Raw genomic sequence first — 16,041 nt, forward strand, 5'->3', positions numbered from 1 at the left:
CGGTCAGCAAAGCGTCTGTCATCCTGAACGAGCGAGCTTGCGAGCGACGTGAAGGATCTCCCAACCGTGACGGTCAGCGGGTGAGATCCTTCGCTGCGCTCAGGATGACATGGGGAGTTGCGTTTTTACTCCATCGCAGCGGCGCGCGTCAGCCGGTATGCTTCCACGATCCACGATCCACGATCCACGAGCCACGAGCCACGAGCCACGAGCCACGAGCCACGAGCCACGAGCCACGACCCACGGCCTACGACCCGCGCGCTCCTACTTGAACAGGTTCTTCGAGGCGGGGTCGATGCCGGCCGCCTGGAGGATGGTCCGCGCGCTGTCCTGATCGGCCTGCTCGTACTTGAGCACCCGCGACACGCTGTTCTTGCTCACGTCGTTGGTGATCGCCCAGACAGCCGCCTGGAGCCCGGGCGCCGTGATCTTGTCGCTGGAGACCGACGGCAGCGCCGCGATCAGCTTGCCGAGCGAGCTGGTCGGCCCGACCATCCCCCCAACCGAGTACTTCGAGTTCGGCTCGGGGCCGTGCTTGCTGAAATCCATGCAGTTGGCGTAGACGGTCACCGTCTGCGGCTCGCCCTTCATGGTCACCTTGACGGTGGACATGACCAGCATGTCCTGCTTGCCATCCGCGCTCTTGAAGATCAGCCCGGCCGGAATCAGGCACTCGCCCGTGCCGGCCGGGAACTGCACCTTGAAGCTCTCGGCAGTGAACGTGCCGACCGGCTGCAGCGAGGCCGCCTTGACGCACTCGGCGGTTGCCGGCACGCTCGGGACGGCCTGGATCTCGCCAGGCTTCTGGATCTCGCCAGGAACCTGGATCTGGCCCGGCCGCTGAAACTCGCCGATGGTCGGCCAGGTGTACGGCGGGAGCTGCTGAATCTGGCCCGGCCGCTGGATCTCGCCGGGCACCTGGAACGGCGGAATCGTCGGGTAGACGTACGGTGCGAGCGTCTGGATCGGCTTCGGCTGCTGGATCTGGCCGGGCACCTGAATCTGGCCGGGCTTCTGGATCTCAAACTTGCGCTCGGCGGTCGGCTGGGCAGCCGGCGGCGCACTGGCCAGCGTCGGCGTGGTTACGGCCGCCGCGGCGGCAACGGGCGGCTTGGCAGCGCTCACCGCCGTCGCAGCGGCTGCCGCTCCCGGTTTCTCAGCCGGTTTCTCGGCCGGCTTCTCAGCCGGCTTCTCGGCCGGCTTCTCGGCCGGCTTGGCCGCTGGCTGCGCCGCCGGGGCCGAGGTTGCTGTCGCGGCGGGCGCAGCCGTCGGTGGCACGCTGGCGGGCGCAGCCGTCGGTGGCACGCTGGCGGGCGCAGCCGGCGCGCCGCCGCCGCATGCCACCAGGAACGCGGTGAGGACGATCAGAAGCGTGAGTCGCAAAATCTGCACGGCGAGACTCCAACGTCGGAACCGGTCTGCACGAGTAACTGCTGGAAGTTACTAACGCCGGTAACCGCGTGAAGAGTGACGACACCGCCGCGACGCCAGTTCCCAGAATTCTCGCGAAGAATCTCAATCTGTCAGCAAGCAAACATCTTGACGCGACACGTGGAGCGCATTCACTGAAAATGACGCGTTGCCGCATGAGATAGCAGCGTTCCCGCGGCCACACGCCCGACGCGGCGTTTGCGTTCGGGACGGGCAGGCGGCAAGCCCTCGCGCCACGGAACAGGCATCGCCTGACGGCCCAGCGCACCCCTTACCGTGGCAGCAGGCCAGACGCCCGCAGGCGCTCCGCGATCACCCGCGCCGCGACCTCGTGGCCGCCGGCGTTCCAGTGCTTGTCAAAATCGTAGTAGTACGGCCCGCCGCCCTTCGCCGTCTCGTCCTGGAACGGTGGCAGCAGGTCGATGTACGGCGTCTGGAGCCGATCCGTGATCTGGCCCAGGATATCCGTCGGGGCGCTGATCTGCAGCCGGCCGCTGTCGAGACGCGCGCTAGCGACCTCGCGCGCCCACTCGCTCGGGACCAGCGTCCGCCACTCCGGCGCCCCGGCGATGACCATCGGCGCGCCCAGCTTCGTGGACTGCTCCTTGATCTTGCCGAGCAGCACCTCGCTGATCTTCCACGCTCGCTCCCACTCGTCGTCGGGCTGCGTGTCGTAGAGGCCGCGCAGAGGCGTCCGCAGGCCGCCAATCGCTTCGAGCTTCTCGCGCGGGTAGTTCTGCTCCAGCTTGTTGAACACGCCCGTCTCGATGACGTTGTAGAGCATGCAGCAGCCGCGCATCGTCTGCGTGAGGCCGCCGGGCGGGTTCGGCGGCGGTCCAGGGTACATCCGGAGATTGCCCTGCCGGTCCACGTCCCAGTACGGCTTCAGCGCCAGCTTCAGATTGTTGTCCCAGAGCTCCAGACGGTAATTGTTGTTCGTCACATCGTTGCCGACGAAGAAGAGCACCAGGACCAGATCGGGCTGGTACTTGTAGACCTCCTGCTCCAGCAGCAGCATCTCCTGGCCGGTGCCGTAGGCCGCGACCCCAGCGTTGATGACCTCGAACTTCTGGCCCGGGCCGGCCCCCTGGTTCAGGCGCCCTTCGAGCTGCTCGGCCACGCCCTCCCACTGCTCGACCTGCACCGCCTCCACGAACGAGTCACCCAGGAAGACGATCCGGAACGTGCCCGCCGGCTTCTCGTAGCTGGCGCGGCGGTCGCGCAGGCCCATCGGGTTGATCTTGACGTGCGTCGTGAACTCCTTCGCCTTGATCCAGCCGGCGAAGTTCGGCACGTGGAAATGCCCGAGCGCCTGGTCCCGCACGAGGTAGGCCCCGGTATCGTAGTTGCCCGGCACCCACGGTCCGAACAGCCGCAGCGAGGCCTCCAGCAGCAGCAGCGGCAGCACGATCCCCAGCACCACCGCCAGCAGCCGCCCCAGGACCGCCTTCCAGTTCAGCCGTCTCGTTCCCTTCGCGGTCCTGGCGGTGGGAGCGGCAGACGTGGCGCGGCCAGCGGCCTCGGCATCGACGGTCATCGGGGACAGGCTCTCCTCTGGTGTGCGGGCGTGTCGGTGAGGCTAGAACAGCACACGGTCGTCGCCGACGCGACGGGTGATACGCTTCTCGTCCAGGTGGGTCAGCAGTGCCAGCGCATACTTCCGGCTCGCGCCGATCAGATCCCGCAGGCCGGCCACCGTGATAGTGCCAGACTGCTGTATGGCCGCGACCACTGACGCGACGATCTCGTCAAGGACGTCACGCGGGTAGACCAGATCCGGGGCGATCTCGACAACCTCCCCTCGCTCGATCAGCACGGCCAGCACGTCAGGGCTGAGACCGTGGCGCGCCTCAAGCTCCTGGCGGCCCGGCGGCGTGGCTCCGGCCGCCCGCAGCTCCCCCAGCAGTCGCTCGACCCGCGTCTGCATCTCTGGCGTCAGGCGGACTTCGTGGGTCGGATGAGCCAGCAGCGGCCCGACCTCGCGAACCGCCTCCTCGGCCAGCAGGCGCGCGGCCACCCGCCCGAACGCGCGCCCGTCGAGGCCGAGGCGCATCCGCAGCTCTTCCTTCGGCATCCCACGCCGGAGCGGCGTGGCCGTGTGAAACGCCTGGAGGTGCCCGAGCGCCGCCTCGGCGAGCCGCTGCCAGCCCGGACGGCTGACCAGCAGCGTCGACGGCAGCAGGCGGCTGCCCGCCTCGTTCGCGACCAATGCCAGGATGCCGCCTGCCTCCACCAGACTCCCGACGACCGCTCGCGTCTCGTCCGTGGAGAGGCCCGTTCGGCCAGCCAGCGTCTGGAAGTCGACCGGCTCGCGCAGGCGAAGCTGCTCCAGCACGATCTCATCCGGCGAGCCACGCTCCAGCACGGCCAGCCGGTCGAGCACAGCCGGCTGATGCCGACGGTGGCGGCGGGGGTGCGGCTCGATCACCGTCCCGCCGCCGAGCGTCGCGCTGGGCGAGGGCGCGCGCACGATGAACAGGTCGCCCTTTGCCAGGGCGACGTCATCGGTGAGCCGCAGTTGTGCCCAGGCTGTCTCGCCCGGCTCGATCTGCTGCCGGTCCAGCAAGGAGGCTTTGGCCGTCGTCTCGGCAGCCCCGGTGTGGAACGTGAGCGGCATGTTGTGGGTCAGCGGCCGGGGAGCGTCCTCCAGCACCCGCAGCCGCACGTCGATCAGGCGCGTCGGCTTCATCGTGCCCGGCGCGACGATGACCTCGCCACGCCGCAGCTCATCCGTCGCGACGCCCGCGAGGTTGACGGCCACGCGCGCCCCGGCTGTCGCCCGCTCGACCTTTCGCCGGTGCGACTGCAGCCCCCGAATGCGAGCCTTGCGCCCGCTCGGCTGAATCTCAACCTCCTGCCCGAGCGTCAGCTCGCCGTCAAGCAGGGTGCCCGTCACGACCGTCCCGAAGCCGGCGATGGTGAAGACGCGGTCGATTGGCAGGCGCGGGCGGCCAGTCAGCGGGCGGCTGCGCTCCTGCGCCAACAGCGCATCGAGCAGGGCCAGCAGGTCCGGCAGGCCGGCCCCCGTCACCGACGAGACCGGCACGATGGGCGCGCCCGCCATCACCGTGCCGGCCACGGCCTCCTCGATCTCGACCGTCACCAGCTCCAACCATTCCTCGTCCACCAGGTCCGACTTGGTCAGCACGATCAGCCCGGCCGGAATCTGGAGCAGATCGAGGATGTCCAGGTGCTCGCGGGTCTGGGGCATCACCCCTTCGTCGGCGGCCACCATCAGCAGCGCGATGTCGATGCCGCCGACACCGGCCAGCATGTTGTGGATGAACCGCTCGTGGCCCGGCACATCCACGATGCTGACTTCCTGGCCGCTCGGCAGCGTCAGCCACGCGAACCCCAGGTCGATGGTCATCCCGCGCGCCTTCTCCTCCTGGAGCCGGTCGGGATCGATGCCGGTCAGGGCCTGGATCAGCGTCGACTTGCCGTGATCGACGTGCCCGGCCGTCCCTACGACACGCATGACGGGTCCAAAGGCGAGGGAAGGTTCCTCAGCACCGCCAGCAGGGCATCATCTTCGTGGGGCAGGACCGTCCGCAGGTCGAGCACGAGTCTCCCGCGCTCGATCCGCCCCACCACGGCCGGCCGCGCAGTTCGCAGCTTCGCTGCCAGCGCACTCGGGTCCAGCGACGACGGCGCAGCGAGCAGTCGTGTCGGCAACGTCTCGCCCGGCAGCGAGCCGCCCCCAATGGCCGACGCGCCATCAAGGATCTCCCAGCCAGCCCCAGACGGACCGAGCGCCGCGATCAGCCGGGCTGCGCGCGCCTCGATATCGGTGGGCCGGGCCGAGATCATGCGCCAGACGGGCACCTCGCGCTCGGCCTCGCCGTTCACGAAGTGCCCGAGCGTCGCGCCGAGCGCCGCGATGGTCGCCTTGTCGGGCCGAATGGCTCGCGTCAACGGGTGCCGCTTCAACTGCCCGACCAGCGCCTTGTACCCCACGATGATCCCGGCCTGCGGCCCGCCGAGCAGCTTGTCTCCGCTGAAGCAGACCAGGTCCGCCCCTGCCGCCACGACCTCCTGCACCAGCGGCTCGCGGGCCAGCCCGTACCGCGAGGTGTCGAGCAGCGAGCCGCTGCCCAGGTCCGCGATCAGCGGGACGCCGCGCGCGTGGGCGGCCGCCGCCAGCTCAGGCAGCGCCGGCGCGTGGGTAAACCCGATCACCCGGTAGTTGCTGTTGTGGACCCACAGCCACGCCGCCGTCCGCTCCGATGTGGCGTCTTCGTAGTCGCGGGTGTAGGTGCGGTTGGTGGTCCCCACCTCGACCAGCGTCGCGCCGCTCTGACGGAGCACATCCGGAATGCGGAAGCCACCTCCGATCTCCACCAGCTCGCCCCGGCTGATGACAACCTCGCGGCCAGCCGCCAGCGCGATCAGCGTCAGCAGCACCGCCGCCGCGTTGTTGTTGACGACAAGGGCATCTTCCGCGTCGGTCAACTGGCGCACCAGTCCCGTCACATGCTCGTGGCGCGAGCCACGCGCGCCGGCCTCCAGATCGAATTCGAGGTTCGAGTAGCCCGCCCCGATCTCGGCCATCGCCGCCAGCGCGGCCGGGCTGAGCGGCGCACGGCCCAGGTTCGTGTGCACCACCACGCCGGTCGCGTTGACGGCACGTCGCAACGGCAGGCGCGGCTCGGCATCGAGGCGCGCGTGGACCTCAACCGCCAGTGTGGCGGCGTCACCGGGGGTCCGGCCCGCGCCGATCGCCTCTCGGGCCTCGGCCAGGACATCCCGTGCCACGGCCACGACACGCTCGCGTGGGCGCGTGCGTAGCGCCTCGCCAAGCCGCTCGTCCTGAAGCAGCCGGTCAACGCTCGGAAGGGCACGGTACGGGTTCGCCACAGTGACCTGTCGGCACGATCTGGGCGCACAGCGGCGCCGGCCGAGTAGCTCCGATTGTAGGTCTGTCCGTGCCGCGCGGGCAAAAGCTGCCGGCGGACCTCCAGGGCGATTGCACGTTCGTTGATGTTCCCGCAACGCCGTGAAACGCGCAGTCGGGGGTTGAAACCCCCGCCTACACTCACTCCGTCGCTGCGCGACGGACGCCGGGAGCAGCGGCAACAGGTGAGCCTGGAGCGTCGCGAAGCGACTGCAGGATGGTAGGCGGGGCTTTCAAGCCCCGACAACGCTGCCCGACCCGCCCGGCGTGCAATCGCCCTGGGCGGACCTCTCCACGGTACCTGGTGCGCACAAAGACGTAGCGCGGGGGCATGTCCCCCGCGCTACGTTGACGTTCCTGGCTTTCAGATCAGAGCGGCGAGGCGTCCGGGAAGGTCCGCCAGCGGCCGTCGTTCGAGAGGACGTACAGCAGGCCGTGCGGCGTCCAGACCACCAGACCGTGCTCGTAGGTCTGGATCATCCCGCCCGAGCCACGCGGCTCGTAGACCGCCCAACCGAGCCGCGTCTTGATCTCAGGGGTGCTGCGCCAGATCGAGCCGAAGCCGGCCGCCGGGACCATCGCGCCGGGAGGCGGAGCCACGTCCACCGAGATGCGGTCGCCCGGCCGCCAGGTGTCCTGGTGGACAGACCACGTGTTGCCCTCGCGGCGCAGCACGTAGATCTCGCGGGTGTCGCTGCGACGAATCGCCAACCCACCCTGGAACGACTGCTCCAGCAGGGTGACCGTCTTACTGCCGGGCGACGCCGCGCCCAACAGCTCGCGCACCTGGGCGTTGGCCGAGTAGAGCCGCTGGATCGGCTCAGGCACCACGGCCGGGTTCACGATCTTGATCGGGAGCGCCGCCGGGCCATCCTGTGACACGGGAGCGAACTGCGAGCTGCGAACCGAGGACGCCACCGACGCGTTGCCCGGGACCGCCTGCGCAGCCGTGGCTGGGCCTGGAGCCTGGGGCTGTGCTGCCACGGCGGGCTGCTCGGCGGACGCTGCGATGGGCGCAGGCGCGGCCGGCGCTTCGACAGCGCCAGGGCGGAACGTCACGATCGCCGAGACGGCCACCGCCGCCGCGACCGCTGCCGGAGCCAGCGCCCGTCCCAGCCCGCCGAAGAACGACGGCTGGGGCCGCTGTCGCTCACGGGTCTGGAGCGCCGCGTAGACGCCTTGGCGAACCGTCGGCGGGACCGACACCATCGGCATCGAGCGGACGACCTGCGCGAGGCGCATGAGGCCACGCAACGCCTGCGTGCACTCCGTGCAGACGGCGAGGTGCGCGTCAACCTCGTGGCGCTCCCGCGGCGAGAGCGTCCCGTCACGGTAGTACGAGAGCAGCCGAGGATCGCAGGTCATAGCGGCTCTGTCCCACCCATCCGCTGATACACCTGCCGGAACTCCTCGCGGGCGCGGAACAGCAGCGACTTCACCGCCGACCGCGAGCTGCCGATCACGTCCCCGATCTCCTCGCACGACATCCCGTGGTACTCACGGAGCACAAGGCAGATTCTGTACCGGGGCGGCAGCTGCTGGAGAACCTGATGCACCAGCTCGCGGGACTCCTGGCGCATCGCGTCGCGCTCAGGGTTGTCCCGTGCAACCTGCTTCGGATGGAACAACGAGACGAAGGACTCCCACGGCTCCCAGCGAATCAGCTTGCGCCGACGCAACTGGTCCATGCAGAGGTTCGTGGCGATGCGGTAGAGCCACGGACCGACCTTCAGCTCGCCGTCGATCTTCGGCAGACCGGCGTAGGCGCGCAGGAACGTCTCCTGCGTCAGGTCGTGCGCCTCCTCGGAGTTGCCCACGAGCCGATATATGCAGTTATAGATGCGCTCCTGATAGCTCTCGAAGATCTCGTCAAACGAAAGCTCTTCACGCGTCTCGACCCGTTGGGCGACCATTAGCTCCCCAGCGGTCATCCAGCACCTCCGTGGGCTCGCGTCCATAGAACGGACGAGCGCACCAGGGGTTCCGAATCCGCCGTCTCGCGCTGCACCCCTTGGTGGGGTGGCAGCGACATTCTACGCCACGTCGGATCCAGGATGGCCCGATTCCGGTCGTACGAGCGCGTTACGAAACGCCTTCGTGACCACTGACCCACCGGGTATGTGGTGCTTCTCTCCTGGTACACAGGGCCTCCACTCGAAGGGACGCCACGCACTGTTCGCAAGTCAACAGAACGACGATGTCATGCTACGTGACCGTCGCAGCCGCCAGACCGCCGCCATATGCTACGGTCACCCTGGTCTGCCGGGCGCTCCCTGCTGCCACCGACCGCCAACGTTGCCGTGCCGTGTGAGGTCTGCCGTGCCAACGCTCCCACTGACGATTCAGGACATCGAGCGCATCATCCCCCACCGCTTCCCATTCCTCCTGATCGACCGGATCGTGGAGATGGAGCCTGGAAAACGGATCGTCGGAGTTAAGAACGTCACCGCGAACGAATGGTTCTTCCAAGGCCACTTTCCAGGGTTCCAGGTCATGCCCGGGGTGCTGATCGTCGAGGCGCTGGCCCAGACCGGGGCCGTGCTGCTGCTCTCCGACGAGAGCACGAAGGGGCAGATTCCGCTGTTCGCAGGGATCGACGGCTGCCGCTTCCGCCAGCAGGTCACGCCAGGTGACACGCTGGAGCTGGAGATGGAAGTCCTGGCCCGACGCGGGCCGGTTGGGAAGGGCAAGGCCAGGGCGCGGGTCAACGGGAAGGTGGCCGCCGAGTGTGAGCTGACCTTCGCGCTGGCGACGATGCCGACCGCCGACGCGGGCTGACGGGAGCCGGCCGGCATGCGAAGCGCGGTCAGGCTGGCGCTGCTGCGGGCTGTCGGGCAGGCGCTGGCCGCTCGCGAGCGCCGGGCGCACCCTGCCCGGGAGCCCGAGTCACGCGGGCGACCTCTCCGGCTGTTGCTGATCCGCCCGGACCACCTGGGCGACACGCTCCTGGCATCGCCGGCCGCGTCTGTCCTCCGCGCAGCGCTTCCAGAGGCCGAGATCACCTGGCTGGTCGGGCCGTGGGCCGCCGAGATGGCGACGCGCGCCGGCAGCCCGGCCACCGTCGAGACGGTCGAGTTCCCCGGCTTCACCCGTCGCCCAAAGGCCTCGCCCGTCGAGCCGTACGCGCTGCTCTGGCGGGAGGCCGCGAGGCTCCGCGCAGCAGCCTACGATGCGGCACTGATCCTGCGGCCGGACCACTGGTGGGGGGCGCTGCTGGCGGCGGCGGCCGGCATACCAAGGCGGATCGGCTACGCGGTTCCCGAATGCCAGCCGTTCCTGACCGATGCCCAGCCACCGCCCCTCGGGCACGTCGTCGAGGCGAATATCGCGCTGGCGCGGGCTGCCGCACGGGCGTTCGGCGGCGATCTCCCGCCCGACGCAGCCATCCCGCGGCCATCCTTCGCCATCCGCCTTGACGAGGACGACTGGGCGCGCCAATGGATCGCCAAGCACCTGAGGCACGCGGGGGCCACACAGGCATCACCGTGCACGGCGAGGCCCGTGGTGGTCGTGCACCCGGGTTCGGGGGCGGCCGTCAAGAACTGGCCGCCCGAACGCTGGGTGGAGACGCTCCAGCGTCTGCGTGCCGAGCGCCACGCCAGCATCGTGCTGACGGGCGGCCCCGGCGAGCGCGACCTCGTCAACCGCGTCGCCGCGCGCCTCGACCCGCCCCCGCCGACGCTCGCCGGCGAGACGACGCTCGGGCAGTTGGCGGCGCTGTTCTCGCACGCCGATCTGGTGCTCGGGACGGACAGCGGGCCGCTCCACCTCGCTGCTGCTGTCGGGAAGCGCACGGTCCGCGTCTACGGCCCGACCGCCGTCGCAGAGTTCGGCCCCTGGCCGCCCGCAGATGCGGCCCATCTGGCCCTGGCGGCGGCCCTGCCCTGCCAGCCGTGCCGCGACCTGATCGCACCGCCATGCGAGGCCGTCGAGCTGCCGGCCTGCATGCGGGCCATTTCGGCGTCCGACGTTGCCACGATGGCGCAAGGGCTGCTGGCGTGAGAGGAGCCCTCACCCTCCTGGAGGCCCTCACCCCCCGACCCCCTCTCCCTGTGCGCGGGCGCGGGGGAGATGGCCTCCAGGAGGGTGAGGGCTCCTCTAAGCGTGATGTGCTCAGATGCTGATCGGGATCGACGCCAGCCGGGCCGGTCTCGCGCGGCGCACCGGCACCGAGCGGTACGCGTTGGAGATCATCCGCGCGCTGATCGACATCGCGCCCGAGCAGCAGTTCGTCCTCTACTTCAACCAGCCGCCGCCCGATGGTCTGCTGCCCCGGACCCATCGCGTCCGCTGGCGCATCATGCCGGCGCGGCGATTCTGGACGCTTGGGCGGCTCTCGCTGGAGATGGCCCGGCATCCGCCGGACGTGCTGTTCGTGCCGGCCCACACCTTGCCGCCAATCTTGCCTCGCGCCAGCGTCGCCACCGTTCACGACCTCGGCTACTTGCATTTCCCAGGCGAGCACCCGACGCTCACTCGGCTGATACGGCAGTGGTCGAATCGCTGGAGTGCGCGGCGCGCCACCCGGGTCATCGCCATCTCGGGGGCCACCCGCGACGACCTCGTGCGGTTCGACGGCGTCCCGAGCGAACGTATCAGCGTGGTGCACCATGGCAAAGCATCCTGGTTCCAGCCGGTGCCGGACACGCCGGCACGGTCCGCCATCCAGGTGAAGCACGGACTCGACCGCCCGTACTTCCTGTTCGTCGGCACGCTCCAGCCACGCAAGAACCTGGAACGGCTGCTCGCCGCCTTCGACCGCTTCGGGCAGGCGCACTCCGAGCCGCTGCTGGCGCTGGTCGGAGCGAGTGGCTGGCAGGGCGACCGCATCGAGATGGCACTCAGAAGCGTGCGCGCCCGCGAGCGTGTCAGGCTGCTCGGCTACGTCCCCGACGACGAGCTTCCCTCGCTCTACTCGGGCGCGCTGGCGCTGGCCTTCCCCTCGCTGTACGAGGGCTTCGGGCTACCAGCGCTTGAAGCGATGGCCTGCGGCACACCCGTCCTGACCTCGAACACGTCCTCCATGCCCGAGGTGGTCGGGAATACCGGGCTGCTGGTCGATCCAGCGGACACGGACGCCATCGCAAGCGGTCTCGCGCGGCTGGCCGAGGACGCCGATCTCCGCCGCGCCCTCTCCGAACGCGGGCGGCTGCGCGCGAGCCTGTTCACCTGGGAGCACGCCGCCCATGAGACGCTGGCCGACCTCCGCCGGGCCGCCGAAATGGGACGGGGAGCCGCCAGGGGCGATGGTACACTTCGAGCATGAAGCGCGTCCTGGTCGTCAAGCTGGCGGACCTCGGCGATCTCCTGACGGCGACGCCCGCGATCCGTGCGCTTCGGCTGGCGCACCCTGACGCGCACATCGGCGCGCTGATCACCCCGAAGTGCGTCCCGATCCTCGACGGCTCCGATCTCGTGGACGAGATCATCCCGTTCGAGAAGGCGTCTTTTGACCGGCTGACGGCGGCGGGTGGGCAATTGCCCGTTGCCCTGGGGCTGCTGCGGCGGCTGCGGGCCGGTCGCTGGGACGCCCTGGCGCTGCTGCACCACCTGACCACGGTATTCGGGATCGCCAAGTACGCGGCGCTCGGCCTCGCGAGCGGTGCGCCGATTGTCGCCGGCCTTGACAACGGCAAGGGCGTCTTCCTGACGGCGCGGGTGCTGGACGAAGGCTTCGGCGTGCGCCACGAAGCCGACTACTGGCTGGCCGTGGCGCGGCTGCTGGGCGGGCAGAATCCCGCGCCCCGCTACGAGCTGCCGATGACCGCTGATGACCATGCCTGGGCCGCGAGCCAACTTGCCGCCCTGGGCGACACACCGCGCGGCGTCGTGGCGGCGCACCCGGGGTCGGGGGTGTTCAGCCTGGCGCGACGCTGGCCGGCCGAGCGCTTCGGGACGGTCCTGCGGACCCTGCGGCAGCGGCACGACCTCGCTCCCGTGGTGCTGCGAGGCCCCGGCCAGGACGAGGCGATGCTGGCCCGGACGGTCGCGATGGCGGCTGGCGGGGCCACGGTCGTCGGTCCATCGCCGACGCTCGGCGCGCTCGGGGCGTTCCTGAGCCGGGTGCGCCTCTTCGTCGGCAACGACAGCGGGGTGCTCCAGATGGCCGTGGCGGCGGGCGCGCCGATTGTCGGGATCTACGGTCCGACCAGCTCTCGGGTCTGGGGACCGTACCCGCTGACCTCCCCCCGGCACGCCGTCGTCGAGGAGACGCTGGCCTGCGCGCCGTGCATCCACCGCGAGCACAGCCTCGGAACGCCCCAGGGCTGCCCGGCACGGACCTGCCTCGACCTGATCCAGCCATCTGCTGTCGTCGAAGCGGCTGGGCGCGTGCTGGCTGCCAGCGCCGAGCCGTCGGATGCTGGCAACCCGTCGCTGGTCGGAGCGGCCCCATGAGCGAGCAGCCGGCCACCGTCACGACCGGGCACGCGTCTCTCGCCGACGAGCCGCCTCCAGGGCCGACGGCGGCCACCGGTCCAGGTCCGTGGCGCTGCCTGCGCGATCCAGGTGTCGAGACGTATCTGCGGTGTGGTCGCTGCGAGACGCCGATCTGTCCGCGCTGCCTGATCCAGACGCCGGTCGGCTCACGCTGCCGGGATTGCGCCCAGCTTCGCCGCCTGCCGATGTTCGAGGTGCGGCCCGTCCACTACCTGCGTGGCCTGGCGGCCGGACTGGCTGCCGGCGTCGCGGCGGGGCTGGTGATGGTGCTGCTCCAGACAAACATCCGCCTCTTCGGCATTTTCGGGCTGCTGATGGTCGCGGCTGTCGGCTATCTGGTCGGAGAGGCGATGTCCCGAGGGACGCGCGGGAAGCGCGGGCTGCCACTGGCGATCCTCGCCGCCCTGTGCGTGCCGCTCGGGCTGATTGGCGGCTGGACTGTCTATCTGATGACGCTCGGGGCGGCCCCGCCTGCCGCGCTGATGTTCGCGACGGTCCAAGTGTTCGGCACCTCGTTGTGGGGGCTGTTGAGCATCGGGTTCGGGGCAGCCATCGCCTTCTACCGGGTCCGCTGATGACGGCGGCGTGGGCCGAGTGCCTGCTGAACGGCTTCCAGGGCCGCAAGATCCTGGTCGTCGGCGACCTTGTGCTGGACGAGTACCTGCTGGGGCGGGCGTCGCGGCTCTCGCGCGAGGCCCCGGTTCCGGTCCTGGAGCTGGTCGAGCGAAGCTGGCGTCCGGGCGCAGCCACCAACCCGGCCGCCAACATCGCGGCGCTGGGCGGGCAGGCCGTGATGGTCGGAGCGATTGGCGACGACGCCCCCGGCCGCCAGCTTCGGCTTGAGCTCGGCCGCGCCGGGGTGGACGGGGCAGGTCTGGTCATCCAACCTGACCGCGGCACAGCTACCAAGACCCGCATCCTGGCGACGCACGCGGCGGCCCACCCGCAGCAGGTCGCCCGGATCGACGATCTGCCACGCGAACCGCTCTCCGAGGCGTCCGAACGTGCGCTGTGCGAGCGGATCGCGGCGCTGCTGCCGGCCTGTGACGCCGTCCTGGTCTCGAACTATCGGGGCGGCGTGGTCACGACGGACGTCGTGCGGTGCATCGTGGAGGGCGCTGCCCGCCAGGGAGTCCCCACCTGCGTGGACACCCAGGGCGATCTCTCAGCGTTCGGCGGCTTCACGCTGGTCAAGGCGAACCAGCCGGACGCCGAGGCGGCCCTTGCGACCGTGCTGCGGGCCGAACTGGACTTTCAGGAGGCCGGCGCCCGTCTGGCCCGCGAGCTTGGATCACGGCACGTCGTGATCACGCGGGGCGGCGACGGGATGTCCGTCGTGGCGGCGGACGGCACCCACACCCACCTGGAGCCGGCCAACCGCACGGAGGTCTGGGACGTGACCGGCGCCGGCGACACGGTGATCGCCGTGCTGGCGCTCGGGCTGGCCTGCGGCGCGGACCCGATAGACGCGGCCCGGCTCGCCAACGCGGCGGCCGGGCTGGTGGTGCGGCGGATCGGCGTGGCGAGCGTCACGCCCGACGAGCTGCTGGCTGCGACGACGACCTCACCGCTCAGCCGAAGTTGAACTCGGTCCCGACCCCGGCCGCCTTGGCCCGTTCGAGCGCCAGCGCCGCCGTCACGGCGTCCTGGAACGCCAGCCCGTTCGACTTGAACAGGGTGAGCTGATCGGCGCTCTGGCGGCCCGGCTTCTTGCCGGCCACGACCTGGCCCAGCTCGGCGACGACGTGCTCGCGGGTGATGGCGCCCTCGTCAATCGGGATCAGGATGTCGCCCGACTCGGCCCAGCAGGCATCGTACGAGTCCACGACCACGGTGCTGCGAACGATAGACTCAGTGTCCATCTCGCGGGCGGCCGGAGCGTGGGAGCCGACGTTGTTCACGTGCGCGCCGGCCTTGAGGAGGCTGCCGGAGAAGAGCGGCGTCGTCTGGGTGGTGCCCGTCACCACGATATCGGTCGTGGCAACATCTTCAATAGAGTCCGTCGCCACGAACTCGGCATCGACGCGCCCCTTCAGCCCGTCGATAAACGCCTGCGCCTTGGCGACCGACGAGCCGCGCACGAGGATCTTCTCGACCTTGCGGACGGCGGGGATCGCCAGCGCGTGGTACAGCCCCTGGACGCCGGTCCCGAAGATGCCGAGCGTCTTCGCGTCCTCACGGGCGAGGTACTTCGTCGCCACGGCCGAGGCGGCCGCCGTCCGCAGGCCGGTGATGAACCCGGCGTCCATCACGGCGATCGGGAAGCCGGTCGTCGCATCCAGCAGCACGTAGAGCGCGCCGATGGTCGGGAGGCCGCGCGACGGGTTCTGCGGGAAGACCGAGACGATCTTGGTGCCGAGCGCGCCCGAATCGGTCATCGAGCACGGCATCACCAGCATCACGCCCGGCGGGTCCGAGACCCGGATGGCCGTGCGGACCGGCATGACGACCTTCGCGTTCGAAAAGTCGGAAAACCCCTGTTCGACGGCCTCGATCACCGACGAAACGTCGAGAACCTTCTCCAGCTCGGCGCGGTTGAGCAGCAGCGTCATCGGTCAGTCCCCCTCTGGCGGCCACGTCGCTCGCGTGGCACAGGTCTGTCTGGCCGCGAGTGTACCGAGCGCCGGAGGCGGCGGGCCACCACACACAAAGAGGCCCCTGGCTCCAGACGGAACCAGGGGCCTCTTTGCGATCAGGCCTGCGCGTGAGCGTTTCGGCCTGCCTGGATCAATACTCCGGCATCGCCGGGGCGGCGGCCGGCGGCGTCTTCTCCGGAACCTCGGTGACGAGGGTCTCGGTGGTCAGGATCATCGTGGCGATGGACGCCGCGTTCTCCAGGGCCGACCGGGTGACCTTCAGCGGGTCGATGATGCCCCGCTCGATCATGTTGCAGTACTCGCCCTTGCTGGCGTCGTAGCCCTCGCCGAACGGCCGCTTGCGAACCTCTTCGACGATGACCGAGCCCTCGAGGCCAGCATTGGTGGCGATCCGGCGGATCGGCTCCTCAAGCGCCCGCTTGAGCAGCGCCACGCCCGTGCGCTCGTCGCTCGCGCCCTCGTAGCCCTTCAGCACGTCGTCCAGGACGTGCAGCGCGCCGATGTAGGCGATGCCGCCGCCAGGAACGATGCCCTCCTCGACGGCCGCCCGGGTCGCCTGGAGCGCGTCCTCGACGCGGTGCTTCTTCTCCTTCAGCTCGACCTCGGTGGCCGCGCCGACGCGGATCACCGCGACGCCGCCCGCCAGCTTCGCCAGCCGCTCCTGCAGCTTCTCGCGGTCGA

14 protein-coding genes are annotated in these 16,041 nt (G+C 70.1%); 6 read left to right on the forward strand and 8 right to left on the reverse strand.

Going from position 1 to position 16,041, the window contains the following annotated elements:
* Positions 1-264 precede the first annotated feature (264 nt).
* The 6 genes from IT306_28545 to IT306_28570 form a co-directional block, all read right to left on the reverse strand.
* On the reverse strand, positions 265-1,392 hold the full coding sequence (locus IT306_28545; GenBank protein ID MCC7372397.1) for a hypothetical protein: 1,128 nt from the start codon (positions 1,390-1,392) through the stop codon (positions 265-267).
* 310 nt (positions 1,393-1,702) lie between these two features.
* On the reverse strand, positions 1,703-2,968 hold the full coding sequence (locus IT306_28550) for an SGNH/GDSL hydrolase family protein (GenBank protein MCC7372398.1): 1,266 nt from the start codon (positions 2,966-2,968) through the stop codon (positions 1,703-1,705).
* Between the two features lie 42 nt (positions 2,969-3,010).
* Entirely contained in the window at positions 3,011-4,909 is a 1,899-nt protein-coding gene (selB, locus tag IT306_28555) for a selenocysteine-specific translation elongation factor (protein MCC7372399.1), read from the reverse strand.
* On the reverse strand, positions 4,897-6,288 hold the full coding sequence (locus IT306_28560; GenBank protein MCC7372400.1) for an L-seryl-tRNA(Sec) selenium transferase: 1,392 nt from the start codon (positions 6,286-6,288) through the stop codon (positions 4,897-4,899). The genes selB and IT306_28560 overlap by 13 nt, the downstream gene beginning before the upstream one ends.
* Before the next feature lie 406 nt (positions 6,289-6,694).
* On the reverse strand, positions 6,695-7,690 hold the full coding sequence (locus IT306_28565; protein MCC7372401.1) for a zf-HC2 domain-containing protein: 996 nt from the start codon (positions 7,688-7,690) through the stop codon (positions 6,695-6,697).
* Positions 7,687-8,256: a sigma-70 family RNA polymerase sigma factor gene (locus tag IT306_28570; GenBank protein MCC7372402.1), complete on the reverse strand. Its 570-nt coding sequence runs from the start codon at positions 8,254-8,256 to the stop codon at positions 7,687-7,689. Before IT306_28570 ends, IT306_28565 begins: the two co-directional genes overlap by 4 nt.
* 271 nt (positions 8,257-8,527) lie before the next feature.
* Between IT306_28570 and fabZ the strand changes: the two genes are divergently transcribed.
* The 6 genes from fabZ (at position 8,528) to IT306_28600 (ending at position 14,348) form a co-directional block, all read left to right on the forward strand.
* On the forward strand, positions 8,528-9,103 hold the full coding sequence (fabZ, locus tag IT306_28575) for a 3-hydroxyacyl-ACP dehydratase FabZ (GenBank protein MCC7372403.1): 576 nt from the start codon (positions 8,528-8,530) through the stop codon (positions 9,101-9,103).
* Positions 9,104-9,118: 15 nt separating this feature from the next.
* Positions 9,119-10,327, forward strand: coding sequence for a glycosyltransferase family 9 protein (locus IT306_28580; protein MCC7372404.1), 1,209 nt, complete (start codon positions 9,119-9,121; stop codon positions 10,325-10,327).
* A 115-nt stretch (positions 10,328-10,442) separates the two neighbouring features.
* On the forward strand, positions 10,443-11,591 hold the full coding sequence (locus tag IT306_28585; protein ID MCC7372405.1) for a glycosyltransferase family 4 protein: 1,149 nt from the start codon (positions 10,443-10,445) through the stop codon (positions 11,589-11,591).
* Complete coding sequence (locus tag IT306_28590; GenBank protein ID MCC7372406.1) at positions 11,588-12,721, forward strand: glycosyltransferase family 9 protein; 1,134 nt, start codon at positions 11,588-11,590, stop codon at positions 12,719-12,721. Before IT306_28585 ends, IT306_28590 begins: the two co-directional genes overlap by 4 nt.
* Complete coding sequence (locus IT306_28595) at positions 12,718-13,338, forward strand: hypothetical protein (GenBank protein ID MCC7372407.1); 621 nt, start codon at positions 12,718-12,720, stop codon at positions 13,336-13,338. The genes IT306_28590 and IT306_28595 overlap by 4 nt, the downstream gene beginning before the upstream one ends.
* Complete coding sequence (locus tag IT306_28600) at positions 13,338-14,348, forward strand: bifunctional hydroxymethylpyrimidine kinase/phosphomethylpyrimidine kinase (protein MCC7372408.1); 1,011 nt, start codon at positions 13,338-13,340, stop codon at positions 14,346-14,348. Before IT306_28595 ends, IT306_28600 begins: the two co-directional genes overlap by 1 nt.
* On the opposite strand, the gene IT306_28605 is transcribed toward IT306_28600, so the two are convergent.
* Together IT306_28605 and groEL are read right to left on the reverse strand one after the other, a co-directional pair.
* Positions 14,335-15,315, reverse strand: coding sequence for an ornithine cyclodeaminase family protein (locus IT306_28605; protein ID MCC7372409.1), 981 nt, complete (start codon positions 15,313-15,315; stop codon positions 14,335-14,337). The two genes, IT306_28600 and IT306_28605, sit on opposite strands and share 14 nt — an antisense overlap.
* 175 nt (positions 15,316-15,490) lie before the next feature.
* Positions 15,491-16,041, reverse strand: a 551-nt coding sequence (groEL, locus tag IT306_28610; GenBank protein MCC7372410.1) for a chaperonin GroEL, incomplete at its 5' end; no start/stop codon positions are given.

The organism is Chloroflexota bacterium (assembly GCA_020850535.1).
Lineage (GTDB): Bacteria > Chloroflexota > UBA6077 > UBA6077 > JACCZL01 > JADZEM01.

Coding starts and splice junctions, on each gene's coding strand:
- IT306_28605 (MCC7372409.1), bottom strand. CDS start 15,315: ATGACGCTGCTGCTCAACCGCGCCGAGCTGGAGAAGGTTCTCGACGTT.
- IT306_28580 (MCC7372404.1), top strand. CDS start 9,119: ATGCGAAGCGCGGTCAGGCTGGCGCTGCTGCGGGCTGTCGGGCAGGCG.
- IT306_28585 (MCC7372405.1), top strand. CDS start 10,443: ATGCTGATCGGGATCGACGCCAGCCGGGCCGGTCTCGCGCGGCGCACC.
- IT306_28550 (MCC7372398.1), bottom strand. CDS start 2,968: ATGACCGTCGATGCCGAGGCCGCTGGCCGCGCCACGTCTGCCGCTCCC.
- IT306_28565 (MCC7372401.1), bottom strand. CDS start 7,690: ATGACCTGCGATCCTCGGCTGCTCTCGTACTACCGTGACGGGACGCTC.
- selB (MCC7372399.1), bottom strand. CDS start 4,909: ATGCGTGTCGTAGGGACGGCCGGGCACGTCGATCACGGCAAGTCGACG.
- IT306_28590 (MCC7372406.1), top strand. CDS start 11,588: ATGAAGCGCGTCCTGGTCGTCAAGCTGGCGGACCTCGGCGATCTCCTG.
- fabZ (MCC7372403.1), top strand. CDS start 8,528: ATGCTACGTGACCGTCGCAGCCGCCAGACCGCCGCCATATGCTACGGT.
- IT306_28570 (MCC7372402.1), bottom strand. CDS start 8,256: ATGACCGCTGGGGAGCTAATGGTCGCCCAACGGGTCGAGACGCGTGAA.
- IT306_28595 (MCC7372407.1), top strand. CDS start 12,718: ATGAGCGAGCAGCCGGCCACCGTCACGACCGGGCACGCGTCTCTCGCC.
- IT306_28600 (MCC7372408.1), top strand. CDS start 13,338: ATGACGGCGGCGTGGGCCGAGTGCCTGCTGAACGGCTTCCAGGGCCGC.